This window comes from Streptomyces sp. NBC_00670 (assembly GCF_036226765.1).
Lineage (GTDB): Bacteria > Actinomycetota > Actinomycetes > Streptomycetales > Streptomycetaceae > Streptomyces.
Window position 1 is genome coordinate 5,062,028 of the sequence record NZ_CP109017.1, and the last position, 18,247, is coordinate 5,080,274.

Consider the following 18,247-nt stretch of genomic DNA (forward strand, 5'->3'; position numbering starts at 1 on the left):
GCTCCTCCCCAGTCGGCGGCCCGTTCAGCTTCGTACGCTCAGCCAACTCGTCTGCGGTACAGCGCTGCGGGGATCGATGAGAGATCCCTCGTCCTTACCAGAGCACCACTGGATCACCAAAATCCTGCGCGCCGCAGATGGTTCGTGATGGGATGTCCATCGGCGTAATGGCATGAGTGAGACACCGGCATGAATGGCGTAGAAGTGACTGGGCCTACAGCAGATGACCTCGACAAGGATCAACTTGATCAGCTTCACGCAGCAACCTTGAAAGCTTCCGAAGCATGTCTTGAGCTTAAGAAACTGTGTGCATTGATTCTGGTCCCCGTCGGAACCATCATCACTTCCTTCGGGGACAAGAAACCTGGCGCCTCTCTATTCACGGCAGGGTTCTTGGTAATTGCGGCTTTCTGGATAGCCGACAGTTTTAGCTATTTCTACCAAAGGAAGCTGAGAGCGCTCATGGTTCCCATTTGGGCACGCAGGGCGGAACGCTGTCCCGAAGAGAATGTCAAGATTCCAGAAACAGAAGCTGTCGGTCGCCTTCGCGCGGCCTTCAACGCTTCTATGGCATACTATCTAGTCCTAGGCCTGCTGTTCGCCCTGGCTGCGTGGGCCTACGCGGTTGGCTGGCTTGATGGATAGGGTGTGACCTGGTGCGCTACTTCGTTAGTTATGCGAGGCGTGATAATAGCATTGCGCGGCTACACCAAATCCGCGCCCTCCTGAGCGACGCTGATTACGTTTACATAGACGACCTGGAACCTCACGTACCGGATACCGACCGAAGTAAGGCTGTAATCGATGCACTAACAGAGGCAAACGTATTTGTCGCTGTCGCGTCGAGCAATTACCTGAATACCGAGTGGACTCGCTGGGAATTTGAGACTGCGCTATACATGAAAATCACGATGACAGCGCTTATTTCTGATACCACTCTCGTGCGATACGGTGAAGCTTGCTGGCCGTGGCCTGGCTACCTGCCACCCGAAGGCCGTCAGCCTTTGTTGCCGGACCAGCCTTACGTGAGCGAATGAGCGGCGAGTCCACTCAAGCTACCACAACGACTCCGGAGGCTTCTCGGGTTCCAGGTAACGTCGCTGTTTCAGGACTGCGTTTGCGCCTCGCCGAGCAAGGTCAGTCCACGGATAACCTACCGCGCCCTGACCAGCGTGCTAGGAGTTAGATCAATACCTGACACGCTGTGGCGCACGGTCGCGCCGATCGGCGGACCTTATGAAACCGGCTGCTAGGGTTTTCAGATGTTCAGGTTGTTGATCTCAGGTACCTAGGCCACAATAAAGTGCTCCGTCGCGCCAGATTGCGACGGAGTGAGCTTAACTAAGAATTCCCACAATTGGGCTCAGGGCGTGTTGTGGCTACGTCTCCATTGGGGACTTCCGCGACGAGTTTGCCTGAGCTTATACGCTGACCGAGATTTTTGGCCGCCATCCCAAATCCTTCGAGGGAATTCAGTTCGCGAAGCGTGGTTCCTCGTGCCCACTTGGCTCCCTGGGTGTCTTCGAATACTAGAGCTGTCGATATCGGTTGTTCAACGTCGGCACCAGCGTGCTTTGCCAGAAGGTCAAAAGCCGCACGCAGGGTCTTCTTGGTGAACACCATTTGCGTACAAGGGGGCAAGCTCGCTGAGGTGTACTCCGCATTCACCTCGTGCAATTTCAGACCGGACTTTTTGGCGGAAATTGGGCCTGATGGCCACTCGGGAAACGTGAACCTCACCGTCAGCTGATAGATTGCATCGGGTGATCGATTGCTGACGACGGCAACTTCCCCCTTGGCGGGTTGACTGTTGGTGTACCAGAAGCCCACCTGCAGTGCCTGTGACCGATGCTCCCGTTCGTTTTGATCCTTATTGATTGCCTGTTGGTCGCGCAGCGCAAGCCCTGTGTAGTAGGTGGCAAGCGCCGAAACGACCAGCCCAACCACAGCTGCGATGGCTGAGGCAAAGGTGCCCCACGATGAGAGCCAAGCAGCCCGCCGTTCTGCTGGGTCGGGGGGAGGCGTTGGAACCGTCCGAGTCGCCGAGCGAAGCGCCACGCTCCGAACGATCGACGTCCTCCAACGCGGTGTGCGGGCCGGCCTGGTGACGCTGGGTTGCACACGTTGCTGAATGGCTGTCCGTGTCCGGGCGCGCCGGAGCCGTGCGCGAGCCCCGGATGTCCCTGCTCGCTGACCCCGCGATGTCATAACGCCCCCTCACATCTGAGAGGGGCATTATGCGGGATTGCAGGCCTCCCGGGTGCCGATGTGATCAGGACAAGTGCTCAGGTGCGGCGCTTAGTTGGCGTACGCCTTGCCGCAACACGACAAGAAACACCCCATCTTGCCTGAGGTCCAGCCTCGGGTGGTAACCCGTATGACGGGAGCCCCCTGACCTGCGGCTTCATGTTTGGCTGGTGAGACTTGCCTGTCACTGTCGGTTGTCGTCGAGTGGCCTCGGGGGGCCTCGGACGGCCCGCAGACGGCCCCGGGCTCGCTGCGCTCACACTCTCCGAAACAGATACACCCCGATGATCTCGCCCTGGATCTTCACGTGCTGCCCCGACGAGAACACCTTGTCTCGCGACTCCTCGGCGAGCTGGACGTACAGGTACTGAGCAGTGTGTAGCTCCCAACCCTCGTCCTCGATCTTCGAGAGCAGGTCACTGCGTGGAGAGGGTGACACGGCCGGGTGTTCGCGCCTGACCTCGGAGAGAGGGAAGTCGATCAATCTGCCTGCCGTACGCTTCGGTATCTCAGCCTCGAACCACCCATCGCCCCGCTCAAAGGCCTGCCGCGCCGCTTCCACCAACATTTGGTGCACATCGTCGAGTCGATCGTTGTGCCGACGGACGCTCTCAGCTTCCCGGGCGTCAGCTTCCGACACGATCTGCTTCTGCCTGCGCTGCCACCGTTCCTCGATGCCCATGCGCCCCCCAATCTCAGGCCTTGTCTGAGCCCAAGTACAGCAGTCCTACGGGGCCCATCGTCGCTAAAGCCAGCTCGCCACGGCAGGATGCCGTGCCCACAGATCCGCAGGCACGGACAAGGTGCGCTAGGTGACGTGGACTGGAGGCTCTCTCCTTGAGGTGCTTCCGACCGACCTGACGTGGTGAGGCCGTGGTTACTCTCGGAGCTCAAGCCGCATGAGTTCGCGAAACTGGCCGACGAGCCGTTGCATCGTGTCCAGGTCGTCGGCTTCTGTGGCCACCCGCCATTCCGTGGCGAACCGGCGGGCGTCGTCGCTGCCGAACGCATGGAGAGCGATGAGGGCCTCCATGCTCATTTCGATGCGTTTGGTCTTCGTCCAGTACCGCTCTACCTCACGGAGCTTTCTGACCTTGCGCGCCTGCCCGTACCTAAGGCGGCGCACATCCAGGATGGCTACGCGCAGTGCCGCAAAGTACGCGTCACGCCGCTCCTTGCGCAGATAAGCGCGTTGCTCGGCTTGTTGCGACTGGGCAACCAGGCGCTCTGCGTGTGCTCTACCCTGGGCTCCCGCGAGCCACGTGAACACGACTCCTATGGCTCCCGAGACTCCGGTGACCACTGGGGCTATCCACTCCGATGCCATGCGTTCATCGTGCCCAGGTGAGCACGCGTCCAAGGCGACCTGATCGGCGTTGGCTGCCCGCCGCACGGCCACGGCGTCGGCGTAGCGCTTAGAAGGCGCCCGGTGCCTGCGACACCATGATGTCCTGACCTGCAGCTTTGACCGAGTCAACGTGTGCGGGCACCGAACTTCGACACACATTCGACTGTGGGTGCGAGAAAGACGTCTCACTGGCTCCCCGGACGTCTCGCCTCAGAGGCTGAGACCAGGACTCAGCGATTCGCGCATGGCGACGCGAAGTTGGCGGAACGCATCGTCGTAAGGGACGTGGATGGCCTGCCAGTCTGCGGAGTCATCACTCACGACGACGTTGGTCGTGGCGATGGCTACTCGCATTGCTCTCAACCGGTCGTAGGCCTCGTGGGCAGCGCTGTACACGCTTGATGGCGCCACCAGGTATAACTCGTATCGCGCTGCCATCACATGGCGTGAGCGGAAGGCTGCGACTACTTCGGCGTTCGCGATGGGTGTCGAACGGCTCAGCGCGAGCGCCTGTAGCGCGGCCTCGGTCTCGGTGAGCGCAGTGAGGTAGCGGACGTAAGCCGTGCGTTGTAGTTCTACGTGGTGGCTTCCTCGCTCGCGCCTGGCACGAACAGCTTCAACGACGAGTGTCGAGCCCACACCGAGCACGGCGCCGCTCAACGTGCTGATCAAGGTTAACCATTCCACTCGGTTAACGTACGAGCAGAGCACAGAGGCCAACAGGCGCACCGTCAGCGCTTTGTGGCATGGGAGCTCAGGCAGCGGCGTGGACTGCAGCCGACCCGAGGCCTTCTACGAGAAGGCCACGGCCCGGTAGATCTTGGCAACTCACTAGAGCGCGAAGCTGAGTTGGTTGTATGCTCGCCGGTTCACCTCCTGGCAGCGAGTGAGCGGAGAAGCGGTTATGGCGGACATCGAGAAGATGGTGGCTCAGCTCGATGAGCTGATTGGACAGTACGAAGAATTTATCCGTCCGCCGCGTGCTGAGGGCGCCGACAGCTCGAATCAGGCAAGGCTGTTGGTGAGCAGGCTTGAATCTGCGATCGATCGGCTCGCGCTACCTGGCAGTAGCTATGTGAAGCAGCTCGATCTTCACCGGAGCGAGAAGCGTACTAGATACAAGATTCACGATGTATACAGCATTGCTCTTGGTCTCCGTGATGACCTCAAGGCAGGGTGGACTGAGTCGGTTATTGAGTTGGTGCATGCCGATACTCATAGCGATTACCTTGAAATGTCGGACACCTTGCTCGGCTCAGGATATAAGGATGCAGCCGCAGTAATCGTAGGGACAGCTCTTGAAGTTCACATCCGGGCACTGTGTGTGAAGCATGGTGTTGACATTGAGCTAGCTGACGGAGCGCCGAAGAAGGCAAACACAATGAACGCTGACCTAAAAAAAGCAGACGTCTACGCTACGTTGCAGGAGAAGCAAGTTACAGCTTGGATGGACCTCCGGAACCAGGCCGCACACGGAAACTATGAAAAGTACGACATCACAGAAGTTCGGGCCCTGGCAAACGGCGTTCGCGACTTCATGCTCAAATACCCGGCATAGTTCGAGAGGACCAATGATGGTTGAAATTCAGAAGATGGTGGACCAGCTCAATTTTCTGATCAAGGCATCCGAGAACTATGCAGGCGATCAACTTTGGTCTCTCGTTGATACAGGTACGAGTGACCCAACTGTGCTGTCTAACAGGCTTGAATCAGCTATTGAGAGAGCCACATGGCCAGGTTCGTCTTACATGAAGCAGCTCGACATCGCTCGTCGCAGGGCGCAACCAAATCGGCTCATCGAAGTGCGCCACGTTGCTTTGGGGCTACGCGATGACTTGGTTGCCGGATGGGTTGAGTCGGTCGTCGAGTTGGTACACGCCGACACCTACAGCGACTACCTGGAGATGGCGGACGGTCTTCTCGCCAAGGGGTACAAGGACGCGGCAGCGGTCATCACGGGGACGTCCCTCGAAGTCCACGTTCGCGCACTCTGCGTGAAGAGCGGAGTGGCCACCGCAGTGGCAGGCAAGCCGAAGAAGGCAGATACGATGAACGCCGACCTCAAGAAGGCCGGCGTGTACGACGGGTTGCAGCAAAAGCAGGTCACCGCCTGGATGGACCTCCGGAACAAGGCTGCGCACGGGAACTACGGTGACTACGACGAGCACCAGGTGCGGCTGTTCATCGACGGGGTGCAAGCCTTCCTGATGAAGTACCCGGCTTAGGCGAACCCTGCCATGCTGCCGGCGCCGTCGACCAGAGCAACCCATGCTGGCCGCCCCGCGACGCAGGTGACGAAGGGCTCAGCTTGCACGACCTCTTCGTCCCGAAGCAACTTGGGCGGTGGCTCGACCTTGGGCCGGTGTACCCCTCACCTGCTGTGATGGTCCGTAGGTGTGCGAGGGTGTCCGCCGCAGTCCGTCGGCGTTGTCACGCAGTTAGACAGCCCTGCTCTCGGTGCGCCGCTAAGCGGGTCTTCTGTTCCAGTCGTCTAGGTGGGCACGCGCTACGGTCGGACCGCGGCTTCGCTGAGCTGGGCCTCCAACATCGCTATGTGCTCAAATCCCATGCCGGGGGTCTTGGCCAGTGGGACAATGGCATCCAGGGCCTTTCAACGGTCTGGGTTCGTACGGCGGTTCCTGGAGGTTGCAAGGGTGGCAGCAAGATCGACAAATCGGGTAAAGCTCTCACAGTCCGCAAAAGACATACTCTGGTCGGAATCTGGCGGCCACTGTCAAAATCCGGGATGTCGAGTTGATCTACATGCCTTTGTAGACCAGGTGCACGTGGCGGAGCTTGCACACATCATTCCAGCAAGTACCAAGGGGCCTCGCGCAACAGAGGGTCCGGACCTCACCGAGTCAGAGCGTGCTGACCCGACGAACATTCTCGTACTGTGCCCTACATGCCACACCATGATTGACAAGGGCCCTAGTCAGTACCCTGCGGGAATATTGCGCCGCTGGAAAGAGCGGAGTCAGCGAGCGCGTGCCATCGCCTTCGGGACGCCGCAGTTCACGTCGAGGGATGAAGCGCGAGCCGCCATAGAACCCCTCCTGGGCGCCAACCGGGCAGTCTTTCAGCTATATGGCCCACTCGATGACGTATTCGATGACACCCGCGCCGATCAATGGAGTCGACATGTGGTGGATACGGTCATCCCAAATAACAGAGCCTTGCTGGACCTCCTGCAATCGAATCGTGACTTGCTGACAGTCGCAGAGAAGGCAACTCTCGATATTTTTGCCATACATGCGCAGCAGCTTGAGGAGCGTCACCTGGAGGGGAACTGGACTCCAGGGTCCACGCGATTCCCGGAGGGGATAGACTCGATTATGAAGGGTGATACATGAGCATCCGATCGTGGGTGGTCAAACAGCTCAAGGACTCCGGGAGAAGCGTCCAGGCTGTCGGCGACTGCGGTGTGAGGGTGGTGCGCGCAGGCCGGCCAGATGCTACCGGGTACTGCGTGGAGCCGGACAGCTTGCCATTTACCGTGCCAATGCTTGAAGAGGCGCTTGGAAATCTCCCCGAAGTGGGCATGGTAATCGTGACCAGACGGCCGGTTGACCCTGATGTCCATTCACGGGCACTGGAACTTGGTGTTTGTGTGGATACTTTCGGCGGCTTCAATCGTGCGATCACATTCCTCGATGACATCTCTGATTACGTCCACCCTGAAGAGTCATATTTCAGGAAGCGCATGTTTTCCACAAGAGCTGTGATCTCCGTGATTCGCCGAGGCCATCGGGCCTGGGAGCTGCAGCGAACCAATGGGCTCCGATCGTTGACCGTGGTGACCCATGACCGCTACGAGCTGACCGATGAAGGATTCTCCCAAATTCTTGACGAGTACCCAAGTCTCGACATCGATGCCCTGGTTATCACGAACCCGTCAGCACAAGGATTCGGGAAGCGGGTGGTTACTAGCGCTCGCGAAGCCAATGTTCCCCTGTATAGATTGGATGACTTTGCCAGTAAAGTCCGCGATAGATGGACCTGAGGCGACGTTGGCCAATCCTCGATGAGCTATGCGAGTGCGCCGCCGGCTTCCCCGGCATGGAGATCTGGGTCTTCGGATCGATGCTGCGGTCGGAGCAACCACGCGATTTGGATGTTTTGATCATCTACGGTTGCCGAGAGGATGTGACCAGCATCCGAAAAATGGGATATTGGGAACTTTCATTGCCGCCTGTGGAAATCATTGCTATGACCCGCGATGAGGAATCACACTACGACTTCATAAACATAACTAATGCTAGGCGACTTATTGCAGCTTGAGTCCTCGGCCGGGCTGGCGACGGGCGGCCCACAGCATCCTACTGGAGCGCATCGCCCAGTTTGTCAGCCACACCAGTCAGGCGACGACGAAGGCTGTCTATCGGAAGCAGCTTCGGCCGGGTTAGACACTCAGGTGCCGTCACAGGCGTTAAGTGGCTATCAGATGTCAAGCTGGCGCGTCCGTAGTGGTAGGAGTCGCTTCTAGTTTCTCAACGTCGCCGATTAGTTCACGTACGCTCTGGTAACGCTCAGCAACATCATGTGCTGTACATTTCCGCACGATCCGACTCGGCGCATTTGTTTGAGACATCAGGGCTTCCCTGCCGGTGAATATGTAGGAAAGCACCCATCCGATCGCATAGATTTCATTGCAAACGTCGTATTCTTTGAAGCTGAGCAGTAGGGGGTCCAGGATTGTTCCGCGCGTCTCGGTCCTCGTCCGGGTGTATTCTGAATTCCTGTCTTTTACCAGGCCGAAGTCTGAGAGCTTCACGAGAACGGCGTTGCCATCGAAGGTCTTCACCAGGACGTTTTGTAGGCTTACGTCGCGATGGAGTAGGTCCTTGCTGTGGATATAATTTATGCCGTACAAGAATTGAAGCGCAATTCTCTTCCGTGAGGAGAATGGTAGCTGATTATTGCGCCTCTTGATGTAGTTCCGAAGCGTGGATTCGCAGAACTCCATTTTGTATTCGTTTCGATTTTCGTCGAATTGAAAGACCTGGACGATGTAAGGGAAGCTCAGTTCTTTGAGGATCTCGAACTCTTTCCGGAAACGGAAAAGGTCGCGTTCCCCCAGGTCCTTGTTGGCGCGCTTAAGTGCGAATTTGATTCCATAGTCAGCGTCGGTGAATGAGAAGACCTTTGCGTACGACCCCTCGCCGATCAGCTGCAACTGATTGCGTTCTGCGGACTTCTTGAGTTTGATCTCGGTGTCTGGGCGAGAAAAAACCGGCGCTTAAGAGAGTGGAGAAAATCGTTCACTTCTCTGGCCAGTGCGAGCATTTGTCTGCTGTTCTCGGCCCAGTAATGCTTGGTCGTCTCAGCTCTGTCGTTTATGGACTCAAAATGCCCGTTCAGTCGCTCGTGAAGGCTAGCGAAAGCGCGACCGAAGCGCGCGTCACTCACGTAAAGACGCAGGAATGCATTCGAAACATTCATGTCCGCGTACCTCTGTGAGAGGTCGGCCAACATCAACTCGGTCGGGTCAGCCACTTCTCTATTCCTATCCTCTGCCTGTATTTGACGGTTACGTCAAACGTGAGCGGCTATTTCTGCAAGTCTTCTCGATTTCGCTATTCAGTCAGGCTAAGGGGTGACTAGGGGTGACGGGGTGAGAATCCAGGAATTGCCAGGCGGAGTGGCCCGCCCACACCACTCTCCCTAGCTCCCGTCCCGTCCGCCGTCGACCCACACACCGTGGAGCGGGCGTGGTTCATGGCGTCCAGGTGGAGCGCGCCACTGTACGAACGACCTGGACGCCATGGGCCGCGTCTGCTCGGCTTTGCCTGGGTCGACGGTGGACGGGATGGGAGCCCGCCACGCTCACCACGATGTGCCCGCGGCCGGGAACGGCGCCCCCTCCCACCCGGTGCCGACCGATCCCTCGCCGGAGGCATCGTCCTTGACCTGCGGGGAACATCCCGCCATTGCACGCAGCGCGCCGCCGGGCGCGGCCAGCCGGGGCGCAGACAGGAGGCAGGCCGCGCCGCAGAGGCGGCGCGCGCCCGCGCCGGGCGCGGGCCTTGATTACGTGAAGAAGATCTGAGCCACCGAGGGTTCAGTTACAGCCTGAACTGCAGTTCCAACTCGTCACCCGGCAGGTGGAACTCCTCCAGAGCCAAGGGCTTGTCCGCCTCTGTGAGCGTCACGCGGATGACGTGTAGGAGGGGTACCCCGTCAGTGAGTCGGAGGGCCTGGGCCTGGTCCGGTAGGGGCATGCGGGTGCGGACGTATTCCGTGAAGTGGAGTTCGTGCCCCAGGTCGGCGAGCGCGCCGTAGAGCTCCGGCGCCGGCGGTGGTGCCTCCTCCTCGTACTTCGTGTCGATCAGTACCGAGAACGGCACGTACGTCCGGTGGAGTTGGCGCAAGCGGCCATTGTCTGCCGTCTGTAGGGCGTCGTACGTGAACATCGGCTCGCCCGGTGGGATTCGGAGTACGTCCGCCAGGGCCAGCGGGGCGTCAGTGCGGGTGGCTAGGGGCGGCTCGGCGTCGGTCCAGCGGATGCCGTCGGCCTCGACGTAGCGGCCGTCGGGGGCTCGGCGTACGCCGCGCGGGCGCGTGTGGCTGGGGCGGCTGTGGGGGGAGCGGGCGAAGGTGCCGCGGCCCATGATGGCCTCGACGAGACCTGATGCCCGTAGTTCGGAGAGGCCCTGACGGACTGTGGGACGCGTCACGCCGAACTGCTTCGCCAACGCTTCCTCCGACGGGAGCGGTTGGCCGGCCGGGAATGTGCCGTCCAGGATGCCATCGCGCAGGTAATCGGCGATCTGCCGATACTTCGGCTGCGTGTTCTTCGGCGGCATGCGGGCCCTCCGTGGCCGTGGCGTCTGCGGCTGTGCGTCGGCGTAGACGGCTCGTCTACGAGCGTGCACAGCTTCTCTCATCCCTAGGCGGTTGACAACCCGTAGTACGGGTTGCACTCTTGTCTGCGTCGCCCGTACTACGGGTGGTCTAGCAACCCGGAGGATTCGCCTCTGGGTGCCAGAGAAGAGGAGATCCGAAAAAGTGGCAAGCCTTCCGATCGACACCGCGAAGTTCACGGGGATCATCTGCGCCGTGCCCCCGGCTCCGCGGGTCGCCAACCGAGAGACCGGTCAGCTTCGCGTCGACCGCGAGACCGGCAAGACCCTGTACCAAGTCGGCCTCTGCCTGATGGCCGGGGCGTCGGCGGACGTCGTGAACGTGAGCGTGGCCGGTGAACCGAGCGGCGTGCAGCTCGGCATGCCGGTGGCCGTGCGGGACCTGGTCGCCACGCCGTGGGAGAACGAGGGGCGGCACGGGATCGCGTTCCGTGCGGCGGAGATCCGACCCCTGAACGCTCCCGCTCCGGCGGGTAAGGGGGCCGCGCAGTGATGAAGTTGGCCTCCACCACTTCGGCCGGTGTGACCGGGCCGAATTGGGTTCTGGTGGTGGCCGCAGTGCTGGTGTCGGGCCTGCTCATCGCGGGCCCGGCGCTGCGCCGCCGCTACCCCGTTGCCTGGTGGCTGTTACTCGGCTTCCCTGTCGCCGCCTTCCGCGTCACGCAGACCTGGCGGCCTCTGATGGCCGGGTGCGGGCTCGCTGTCAGTCGGCGGCCTGCACTGACGATCGTGTCCGGGCTCGTCGGAAACGGGGCGTCTCCGCCTCAGCCGCGGGTGCCGCGTCGCGGTCTCATACGCCCGACCTCCGGTGGCTTCGTGCTGCTGGTGCGGCTGTTACCCGGACAGGTGCCGGAGGACTTCGTCAAGGCTGCGCCTGCCATGGCGGAGGACTGGCAGGTTCACGCGGTGCGGGTGACCTCCTGGAAGCCGGGGGTCGTACGGATCGTCGCCTCCGCCGCAGACCCGTTGGCCGCTCCACGGATACCGAAGCAGCAGGGCCCTGGCCATCTGCTCCGGGTGACCGTGGGTGCGCTGGAGACTGGGGACGCGTGGGTGCTGGACCTGCGGCGCGTGCCTCACTGGCTGATCGTGGGTGCCACCCGTTCCGGCAAGTCCACGCTGATCAACGCCCTCGTCGCGAGGCTGGCTCCGCAATCCGTCGCCCTCGTCGGGATTGACTGCAAGGGCGGCATGGAACTGTCCCTCTACGAACCCCGGTTGTCCGCCCTCGCGACCAACCGGGAGCAGGCGGTCCGACTGCTGGCCGCACTCGTTGACCTGACCCTCGACCGCATGACCATCTGCCGCGCGGCTCGCGTGCGCAACATCTGGGGCCTGCCGGACAAGGAACGCCCGGTCCCCGTCGTCGTGATCGTCGATGAGCTCGCGGAACTGTTCCTCGTCGCGAACCGGAACGAGAAAGACGAAGCGCAGGCGGCCGGTACGGCGTTGATCCGACTAGCCCAACTCGGCGCGGCCCTCGGTGTGTTCCTCGTCGTCGCCGGCCAACGTGTCGGCTCCGACCTGGGGCCAGGCGTCACCGCACTGCGGGCACAGCTCGGCGGCCGGGTCTGCCATCGCGTCGCCGACCCCGGTACGGCCGAAATGGCGCTCGGGGATCTGAATCCCGACGCCCTGAAGGCGGCGCAAGCCATCACCCCGGAACAGGCCGGGACGGCCGTCCTCGCCTCCGGCGACGGCTGGGAACGCGCGCGGTCCCATCTGATCACGGAGGCGGAAGCGGAAGCCGTCGCCGCCGAGTACGCGCACCTGACACCCGTCCTGTCCGAACTGCACGTCGAAGCGCCGTGAAAGGGGCCTGCCGTGCTCGTGTCCATGTCCGCCGTCCTGCTGCTGGGCCTGCTGATCTGGTTCCTTCTGCGCATCCGGTACCTGCGGTGGGCCGACGCGCTGCTCTGCGGAGCCTTCGGCTTCCTGCTCTCCAAGACCGTGGCCGCGCCGTTCGCTCAGGCCTTCCTCGACGGCGTGAACGGTTTCCTCGGCCAACTCCGCTTCTGAAACGACCTGTTGACGCGAGAGAGGAACAACCAATGTCCGCATACGTCATCCGCTCCGGTGACCGTGCCGCGTTCCTGGCCGGTCTGCGGGAGCTGATCGACTTCCTGACAGCCAACTCCGCGGTCGTCGTACCGCGCCACGCATCCATCGTCGTCCTGGTCGACGCGTGCGACTCCGACGGGCGGCGAGAGGGAGTGGAGTCCGTCGCCGCTCCACTCGGCGTGCCGACGGAAGACCTCGGCCAGGGCTACTTCAACGCTCGCCGCGAATTCGGACCGATCGCGTACGTCGCCGTCGCGACCCCGGCAAAGGAGCGGCAGTGATCGCCCGTATGACGGGCTCCCGACGGGGCGCGAAGTCGCCAAACCCGACCCCGTCAGGAACCCACTCCATCCGCCACATGAGCAGTGAAAGGAGCACTCACACTTTGACCAGCGCGCATCATTCGCGCAAATCCCCGCTGCCCGACTGCGAACTCAGGCAGCGCGACTCGGAGGTCTCGACCTGCGCCGGCAAGGAACAGGTCGTCCTCGTCGGGCTCGACGACACCGAACAGCGCCTGTGCCCCGCGCACGCCGCGGCGCTCTGGCTCACGGACCCGACGTTCCGCTTCAGCGCCAAGACTCGGCCGGAGGGCATCTCAGCCGTGATGGCGCATGCGTTCGGTGGTGGGGGTGATCGCCGATGACCACGAACCTCACGACGAACGTTGCTGCCCTGGTCGCCAGGGCGTTAGAGGCGGACTTCGCGGCCTGGCGCCGGAACATCGTCCGCGTCGGTGGCTGCACCAACCCGATTCACCTGGTCGGCGCGGCGACCGTCTACGACACGACTACAGGCGCGGTTCTGCGCTCCTATGGGTCTGACGTCTACGGCGGTCGCTTGCTCGTCGCGTGCGGCAACCGACGCGCGACGGTCTGCCCGGCCTGCTCAGGCCTGTACCGGGCGGACACGTACCAACTCATCCGGGCCGGGCTCGTCGGCGGCAAGAACGTCACGGAGGCGGTGAGCGGGTACCCGCGCGTGTTCGCCACGCTCACCGCTCCCGGCTTCGGCCCCGTTCACACACGGCGGGAACGCGACGGGCGCGTACGGGCCTGTCGTCCCCGTCGGGTGGGGGAGTCGTGTCCCCATGGTCGGCCAACCGGATGCCGTGAGCGTCACTCGACGGACGATCTCCGTCTCGGCGAGCCGCTCTGTCCGCGCTGCTACGACTACGCGGGCGCTGTCCTCTGGCACGCGTTCGCCGGTCGGCTCTGGCATCGCTTCGGGCTGGAGCTGCGGCGGGAGGTTGCACGGCGTGCCGGGCTATCGCGGACGGAGTTCGGGGAAGTCGCCCGGCTCTCGTACGCGAAGGTCTCCGAGTACCAGCGGCGCGGCCTGGTCCACTTCCATGGCGTGATCCGCCTCGACGGACCGGACGGACCCGACTCGCCCCCGCCGGGCTGGGCGACCGTGCCACTCCTGATCGACGCCGTGCGGGAGGTGGCCGGTCGGGTGCGGCTGACCGCTCCGGGGGCGGAAGTCGTCGGCCCGCGGGAGCTCCGCTTCGGCACGCAGGTCGACGTACGACCGGTCGCCTCGTACGGCAGGGATGAGAGGGAGCGGCCTGCCCCCGCGGCGGCCGTGGCGGGCTACATCGCCAAGTACGCCACGAAAGGAGCGGAGTCCGCCGGGGCAGTAGACGGCCGGATCTACCACGCGCGGGACATGGTCATGCTGCCCGTACGTGCGCACGTGCTGCGCATGATCGGCACGTGCTGGTGGCTCGGCGGCCTGCCGGAGTTCGAGCCGCTCGGGCTGCGCCGTTGGGCCCACATGCTCGGGTACGGCGGGCACTTCTCCACCAAGTCACGCCGCTACTCGACCACACTGACCGCCCTCCGGCAGGCCCGTGCCGATCACCGTGCGGAGCAGCAGCGGGCGTCGCTTGGCCTGGCCGATGGCCCGACTGTCACGGTCGGTCGGTGGCGTTATGCGGGGCGCGGCTATTCGCCGGCGGCGGCACTCCTTGCCGCTTCCGTGAGGGAAGGCGGTGGTCGCGATGGCGCGTGACAGCCGCGCGAAGACTGCCGAACTGCTCACCGTCCGGCAGGTGCTCGACGAACTGGGCGGCATCTCGCGGCGCACCTTCTACCGCTGGCGGGAACTGCGGCTCGCTCCGCCCTGTATCCGGCTGCCCAACGGGGAGCTCCGGGTTCGGCGGGACGTGCTCAACGACTGGCTGGAGGAGCGGGCGGAGGGGGCGGCGTCGTGAAGTCGTACAAGGTCTCCGTCTGGAAGATCTCAGTCAACAAGACGACCAAGAAACCGACCTACCTCGTGCGCTGGGTGGTCGACGGACAACCGTTCAGCGAGTCGTACAAGACCAAGACGCTGGCCGACCGCTTTCGCGCCAAGCTGGTGCGGGCGCTCGATAAAGGCGAGCCATTCGACACCGTCACCGGTTTGCCCGACTCGCTGCGAGGGGGCAAGGCGGCGCTGTCCTCCCTCGACCTTGCGGTGAAGTACGTGGATGCCCGCTGGGCGGAGGCGTCGGCGAAGCAACGGGACAGCATGACCGATGCGCTGGCGACGGTCGTTCCTGTCCTGGTGAAGCCGGGGCGGGGGCGGCCCGCTCCCGAGGTGTTACGGCGGGCACTGCGCTCGTACGTCCTGCCCGTACCCCGTAGGGAGCGGGAGCGGCCGGAGGAGATCGCCGCGGCGGCGAAGTGGATTGAGAAGGCGTCGCTTCCCGTGGCGGAGCTGCAAGAGATCAGCCGGGCGCATGACCTGATCGACGCGCTGGGCCGGAGGCTGGACGGCAAGCCCGCGGCGACGCAGACGTACCGGCGGCGGCGTGCCGTGGTCTTCAACGCGCTGGAGTATGCGGTGGAGTTGGAACACCTGCCGTCCAATCCGCTGAGTCGGGTCCGCCGCAAGCGGGGCAAGCGGGCGCTGCAGGAGGTTGACCGCCGGGTGGTGGTCAATCCTCGGCAGGCTCGGGAACTGCTGACCGCGCTCACGTATGTGGGCGGCTACGACCGGGCGAGCGGCCGGCGGCTGCGGGCGTTCTTCGGCTGCCTGTACTACGCGGCCATGCGGCCGGGGGAGGCGCTCGGCCTTCGCCGCTCCGACTGCACGCTTTCGGCGTCGGGCTGGGGCCGTATCGAGCTGGCGGAGACCCGTCCCACTGCGGGGAAAGCGTGGACGGACACCGGGGAAGCGCACGATCGGCGCGGCCTGAAGCAGCGGGCCCACGGTGAGGTGCGGACCGTGCCGATTCCGCCTCCGCTGGTGCGGCTGCTCCGCGAGCACCTGGACGAGTTCGGCACGGCGGATGACGGTCGACTGTTCTCCAGCGAGCGGGGCAATGTGATCGCTGCCTCGTCGTACTCGCGGGCGTGGAAGCAGGCGCGAGAACTGGCGCTCGTCCCCGACCAGGTGTCCTCGGTCTTGGCCTTCCGTCCGTACGACCTCCGGCACGCGGGCGTCTCCCAGTGGCTCAACTCCGGAGTGCCGGCGCCGGAGGTCGCCGCTCGCGCGGGCCACTCTGTTGACGTCCTCCTGAAGATCTATGCGAAGTGCATCGACGGCCAGGAACAGGAGATGAACGACCGGATCATGCAGGGGCTGGGGGAGGGGGACGACCCAACGCACTGACAACCGAACATGATCGACCGATGGAAGCCCCGGGCTGCGAGAGCCCGGGGCTTCGGCTCGTCCACGTATGGTCCACAGGGCTACTCTCAAGGGCCTGCGAAACGGTCTCTGACCTGCCGCGAAGCCCTTCAAGATCAACACGCTATTACAACGTGATCACTGGCAAACGGCTGCTTTCGGCGGCATCCGCCTGCACATACGCGAAGACCCCGCACTCAGCTAACGCGCTGGTGGCGGGGTCTTTGGGCACCTCATCCGAGGTGCCCCCGGCAGGATTCGAACCTGCGCACACGGCTCCGGAGGCCGTTGCTCTATCCCCTGAGCTACGGGGGCGTGTCGGCCGCGGTTCGTGTTGCTTGCGGCGACGGGTAGAACACTACCAGCTCCTTCGGCGTGGTCATGAACGGGTTTTGGGGGTGGACGTGTCGGGTGCGGGGGCACCCCAGCAGGCCGGGGCGCCCCCCGGTCCCTTCCCCGCCGACCCCGACGGCCTCGGAGGTGTCCACAAACGCGCCCCCCACCCCCCCCACCCGGGTCGGAAGTAGGCAAAACCCGGACGCCGCCCCCCGTCCCGACCTACTCTCGAGTTGTGTCAGGCGCGTCCGGCCGGGTGCTTGTTGTGGACGACAACAAGGTCATCCGGCAGCTGATCAGGGTCAACCTCGAGCTGGAGGGCATCGAGGTCGTGACCGCGGCCGATGGTGTCGAGTGTCTGGATGTCGTGCATCGGGTGCGGCCCGATGTCGTCACCCTTGATGTGGTCATGCCCCGGCTCGATGGGCTGCGGACTGCTGCCCGGCTGCGGGGCGATCCCCGTACCCGGCATCTACCGCTCGCTGTCGTCAGTGCCTGTACGCAGTACGAGGTCGAGAGCGGGCTCGACGTCGGCGTCGATGTCTTTCTTGCCAAGCCGTTCGATCCCGAGGAGCTCGTGCGGGTCGTCCGGGAGCTGCTGGAGCGGCCCCGGGGGAGCGGTGCCGAGGGGTCGGCCTCCCGGGGGGCCGGGGCGCAGTCCGCCCCCTGAAGCCCGGAGCCGTCCGCTAAAGCCCGGAGCCGTCCACAACCACGCCGCCCCCGTCCACATCCCGATACCCCGCCCTTATCCACTCGCCTTCCCACCCCCCTCCTCCCCTACCCTTGTCCCGTGACCCCCGTCGAGCTCTCCCGTACCGTGCTGCGCGCGGTGCGGTCCGCTGTCGACGACGGGGAGCTGAGCGTGGCCGTTCCCGTGCGTGCCGTTGTCACGCCCCCGGGGCCCGGGGGTTCCGGGGACTACGCCACCAACATCGCGCTCCAGCTCGCCCGGGATGCCGGGCGGCCGCCCCTCCACGTCGCCGAGATCCTCCGGCCCCGGCTTCGCCGGGCAGACGGCGTCGCCGACGTCGTCGTCAGTGGGCCCGGGTTTCTCAACATCCACCTCGCCGACGACCTCGCCGCCTCCGCCCTCGTGCGGCAGATCGGCCAAGAGGGAAGCCGGTACGGGTACTCCGACGAGCTCGCCGGCGAAGAGCCCGTCGCGCTTCGCATCCCCTACGACATCCGCGCCGAAGTCGTCGCCGACTCCCTCGTGCGGATCATCGCCAGCCAGGGCGGGCGGGCCGAGGTCGCGCACGGGGAGCCCGTCACGCTGCGGCCCGTGCCCGCCGGGGAGGACCCCGCGCCGCTCGGCGGGGACGCCTCCCGCTGGGCGCTGCTGCACCCCGCCCCGCACGACCGGCCCCGGATCACCGCCGACCACCTCGTGCAGCGTGAGAGCAATCCGCTGTTCCGCGTGCGCTACGCGCATGCGCGGGCGCGCGCCCTCGCGCGCGGCGCCGCCCGGCTGCACCTCACGCCCGAGCCCGGGGCCGTGGACGTCCCCGGCGCCCAGCCCCTGCTGCACGCGCTCGCCGAGTACCCGGGCGCCCTCTCGCGCGCCGCGCACCACCGCGCGCCCGACCGGCTCGCCCGGCACCTCGTCACCACCGCCGACGCCTTCCTCGCCGTCCAGCACACCGTGCTGCCCCTCGGCGACGAGAAACCCTCGGCCGCCCACCGCGCCCGGCTCGCGCTCGCCGAAGCCGCCGGGACGGTGCTGGCCGGTGGCCTGTCCCTGCTCGGCATCAGCGCACCCGTCCACCTCTGAGGT

At 64.0% G+C, this 18,247-nt stretch carries 23 protein-coding genes and 1 tRNA gene; 17 read left to right on the plus strand and 7 right to left on the minus strand.

Translation table 11 applies throughout. The annotated features are described in order from the left end of the window. The first annotated feature begins 189 nt into the window (after positions 1-189). Positions 190-645, plus strand: coding sequence for a hypothetical protein (locus OIE12_RS22625; protein WP_329138139.1), 456 nt, complete (start codon positions 190-192; stop codon positions 643-645). Between the two features lie 11 nt (positions 646-656). Next, positions 657-1,037, plus strand: coding sequence for a toll/interleukin-1 receptor domain-containing protein (locus OIE12_RS33500; RefSeq protein WP_443053887.1), 381 nt, complete (start codon positions 657-659; stop codon positions 1,035-1,037). A 304-nt stretch (positions 1,038-1,341) separates the two neighbouring features. On the opposite strand, the gene OIE12_RS22630 is transcribed toward OIE12_RS33500, so the two are convergent. The 4 genes from OIE12_RS22630 to OIE12_RS22645 form a co-directional block, all read right to left on the minus strand. Further along, complete coding sequence (locus OIE12_RS22630; protein ID WP_329138141.1) at positions 1,342-1,947, minus strand: hypothetical protein; 606 nt, start codon at positions 1,945-1,947, stop codon at positions 1,342-1,344. A gap of 556 nt (positions 1,948-2,503) precedes the next feature. Further along, positions 2,504-2,929, minus strand: coding sequence for a hypothetical protein (locus tag OIE12_RS22635; protein WP_329138143.1), 426 nt, complete (start codon positions 2,927-2,929; stop codon positions 2,504-2,506). 195 nt (positions 2,930-3,124) lie between these two features. Continuing rightward, positions 3,125-3,574, minus strand: coding sequence for a hypothetical protein (locus OIE12_RS22640; protein ID WP_329138145.1), 450 nt, complete (start codon positions 3,572-3,574; stop codon positions 3,125-3,127). Positions 3,575-3,805: 231 nt separating this feature from the next. Beyond that, positions 3,806-4,282: a hypothetical protein gene (locus tag OIE12_RS22645; RefSeq protein ID WP_329138147.1), complete on the minus strand. Its 477-nt coding sequence runs from the start codon at positions 4,280-4,282 to the stop codon at positions 3,806-3,808. A gap of 217 nt (positions 4,283-4,499) precedes the next feature. Between OIE12_RS22645 and OIE12_RS22650 the strand changes: the two genes are divergently transcribed. The 5 genes from OIE12_RS22650 to OIE12_RS33505 all read left to right on the plus strand — a co-directional run bounded on the left by OIE12_RS22650 (position 4,500) and on the right by OIE12_RS33505 (position 7,876). Further along, positions 4,500-5,153: a hypothetical protein gene (locus tag OIE12_RS22650; protein WP_329138149.1), complete on the plus strand. Its 654-nt coding sequence runs from the start codon at positions 4,500-4,502 to the stop codon at positions 5,151-5,153. Positions 5,154-5,343: 190 nt separating this feature from the next. Then, the gene (locus OIE12_RS22655; protein WP_329138151.1) at positions 5,344-5,820 is read left to right on the plus strand and encodes a hypothetical protein; all 477 of its coding nucleotides are present in this window, start codon (positions 5,344-5,346) and stop codon (positions 5,818-5,820) included. A 369-nt stretch (positions 5,821-6,189) separates the two neighbouring features. Beyond that, positions 6,190-6,948 (plus strand): HNH endonuclease signature motif containing protein, encoded by a 759-nt coding sequence (locus OIE12_RS22660; RefSeq protein WP_329138152.1) that lies wholly within the window; start codon positions 6,190-6,192, stop codon positions 6,946-6,948. 116 nt (positions 6,949-7,064) lie between these two features. After that, positions 7,065-7,598 carry a hypothetical protein gene (locus tag OIE12_RS22665; RefSeq protein WP_329138154.1) on the plus strand — a complete coding sequence of 178 codons (534 nt, stop codon included), beginning with the start codon at positions 7,065-7,067 and terminating at the stop codon, positions 7,596-7,598. A gap of 56 nt (positions 7,599-7,654) precedes the next feature. Continuing rightward, complete coding sequence (locus OIE12_RS33505; RefSeq protein WP_358582765.1) at positions 7,655-7,876, plus strand: nucleotidyltransferase domain-containing protein; 222 nt, start codon at positions 7,655-7,657, stop codon at positions 7,874-7,876. 166 nt (positions 7,877-8,042) lie between these two features. Here OIE12_RS33505 and OIE12_RS22670 read toward each other — a convergent pair whose 3' ends face one another. Both OIE12_RS22670 and OIE12_RS22675 read right to left on the minus strand, forming a co-directional pair. Continuing rightward, a complete protein-coding gene (locus OIE12_RS22670; RefSeq protein WP_329138156.1) occupies positions 8,043-8,771 on the minus strand; it encodes a protein kinase family protein in 729 nt (242 codons plus the stop codon). Positions 8,772-9,660: 889 nt separating this feature from the next. Next, entirely contained in the window at positions 9,661-10,401 is a 741-nt protein-coding gene (locus OIE12_RS22675) for a GntR family transcriptional regulator (RefSeq protein WP_329138158.1), read from the minus strand. A 202-nt stretch (positions 10,402-10,603) separates the two neighbouring features. Here OIE12_RS22675 and OIE12_RS22680 point away from each other — a divergent pair, with 202 nt between their 5' ends. The 8 genes from OIE12_RS22680 to OIE12_RS22715 all read left to right on the plus strand — a co-directional run bounded on the left by OIE12_RS22680 (position 10,604) and on the right by OIE12_RS22715 (position 16,119). Then, positions 10,604-10,951 carry an SCO3933 family regulatory protein gene (locus OIE12_RS22680; protein WP_329138160.1) on the plus strand — a complete coding sequence of 116 codons (348 nt, stop codon included), beginning with the start codon at positions 10,604-10,606 and terminating at the stop codon, positions 10,949-10,951. Continuing rightward, complete coding sequence (locus OIE12_RS22685; RefSeq protein WP_329138161.1) at positions 10,951-12,270, plus strand: FtsK/SpoIIIE domain-containing protein; 1,320 nt, start codon at positions 10,951-10,953, stop codon at positions 12,268-12,270. Before OIE12_RS22680 ends, OIE12_RS22685 begins: the two co-directional genes overlap by 1 nt. Positions 12,271-12,282: 12 nt before the next feature. After that, positions 12,283-12,477 (plus strand): hypothetical protein, encoded by a 195-nt coding sequence (locus OIE12_RS22690; RefSeq protein ID WP_108014878.1) that lies wholly within the window; start codon positions 12,283-12,285, stop codon positions 12,475-12,477. Between the two features lie 32 nt (positions 12,478-12,509). Continuing rightward, complete coding sequence (locus OIE12_RS22695; protein ID WP_329138167.1) at positions 12,510-12,800, plus strand: hypothetical protein; 291 nt, start codon at positions 12,510-12,512, stop codon at positions 12,798-12,800. A gap of 104 nt (positions 12,801-12,904) precedes the next feature. Further along, positions 12,905-13,165 (plus strand): hypothetical protein, encoded by a 261-nt coding sequence (locus OIE12_RS22700; RefSeq protein WP_329138169.1) that lies wholly within the window; start codon positions 12,905-12,907, stop codon positions 13,163-13,165. Continuing rightward, complete coding sequence (locus OIE12_RS22705) at positions 13,162-14,532, plus strand: replication initiator (protein WP_329138171.1); 1,371 nt, start codon at positions 13,162-13,164, stop codon at positions 14,530-14,532. The genes OIE12_RS22700 and OIE12_RS22705 overlap by 4 nt, the downstream gene beginning before the upstream one ends. Continuing rightward, entirely contained in the window at positions 14,522-14,734 is a 213-nt protein-coding gene (locus tag OIE12_RS22710) for a helix-turn-helix transcriptional regulator (RefSeq protein WP_280849307.1), read from the plus strand. The genes OIE12_RS22705 and OIE12_RS22710 overlap by 11 nt, the downstream gene beginning before the upstream one ends. Next, positions 14,731-16,119 (plus strand): tyrosine-type recombinase/integrase, encoded by a 1,389-nt coding sequence (locus tag OIE12_RS22715; protein ID WP_329138174.1) that lies wholly within the window; start codon positions 14,731-14,733, stop codon positions 16,117-16,119. Before OIE12_RS22710 ends, OIE12_RS22715 begins: the two co-directional genes overlap by 4 nt. A 261-nt stretch (positions 16,120-16,380) precedes the next feature. Here the strand turns inward: OIE12_RS22715 and OIE12_RS22720 are convergent. Next, positions 16,381-16,452 (minus strand) — tRNA-Arg (locus OIE12_RS22720). A 256-nt stretch (positions 16,453-16,708) separates the two neighbouring features. On the opposite strand from OIE12_RS22720, the gene OIE12_RS22725 reads away from it, so the two are divergent. Beyond that, the gene (locus OIE12_RS22725) at positions 16,709-17,143 is read left to right on the plus strand and encodes a response regulator (protein ID WP_329138176.1); all 435 of its coding nucleotides are present in this window, start codon (positions 16,709-16,711) and stop codon (positions 17,141-17,143) included. A gap of 120 nt (positions 17,144-17,263) precedes the next feature. Beyond that, complete coding sequence (gene nrtL / locus OIE12_RS22730; RefSeq protein ID WP_329138178.1) at positions 17,264-18,244, plus strand: ArgS-related anticodon-binding protein NrtL; 981 nt, start codon at positions 17,264-17,266, stop codon at positions 18,242-18,244. The last annotated feature ends 3 nt before the right edge of the window (positions 18,245-18,247 follow it).

What these genes read in the sequence shown, in the direction of transcription:
- OIE12_RS22625 (WP_329138139.1), top strand. Translation starts at nt 190, where the DNA reads ATGAATGGCGTAGAAGTGACTGGGCCTACAGCAGATGACCTCGACAAG.
- OIE12_RS22635 (WP_329138143.1), bottom strand. Translation starts at nt 2,929, where the DNA reads ATGGGCATCGAGGAACGGTGGCAGCGCAGGCAGAAGCAGATCGTGTCG.
- OIE12_RS22640 (WP_329138145.1), bottom strand. Translation starts at nt 3,574, where the DNA reads ATGGCATCGGAGTGGATAGCCCCAGTGGTCACCGGAGTCTCGGGAGCC.
- OIE12_RS22650 (WP_329138149.1), top strand. Translation starts at nt 4,500, where the DNA reads ATGGCGGACATCGAGAAGATGGTGGCTCAGCTCGATGAGCTGATTGGA.
- OIE12_RS22655 (WP_329138151.1), top strand. Translation starts at nt 5,344, where the DNA reads ATGAAGCAGCTCGACATCGCTCGTCGCAGGGCGCAACCAAATCGGCTC.
- OIE12_RS22660 (WP_329138152.1), top strand. Translation starts at nt 6,190, where the DNA reads ATGGCATCCAGGGCCTTTCAACGGTCTGGGTTCGTACGGCGGTTCCTG.
- OIE12_RS33505 (WP_358582765.1), top strand. Translation starts at nt 7,655, where the DNA reads ATGGAGATCTGGGTCTTCGGATCGATGCTGCGGTCGGAGCAACCACGC.
- OIE12_RS22675 (WP_329138158.1), bottom strand. Translation starts at nt 10,401, where the DNA reads ATGCCGCCGAAGAACACGCAGCCGAAGTATCGGCAGATCGCCGATTAC.
- OIE12_RS22685 (WP_329138161.1), top strand. Translation starts at nt 10,951, where the DNA reads ATGAAGTTGGCCTCCACCACTTCGGCCGGTGTGACCGGGCCGAATTGG.
- OIE12_RS22695 (WP_329138167.1), top strand. Translation starts at nt 12,510, where the DNA reads ATGTCCGCATACGTCATCCGCTCCGGTGACCGTGCCGCGTTCCTGGCC.
- OIE12_RS22705 (WP_329138171.1), top strand. Translation starts at nt 13,162, where the DNA reads ATGACCACGAACCTCACGACGAACGTTGCTGCCCTGGTCGCCAGGGCG.
- OIE12_RS22710 (WP_280849307.1), top strand. Translation starts at nt 14,522, where the DNA reads ATGGCGCGTGACAGCCGCGCGAAGACTGCCGAACTGCTCACCGTCCGG.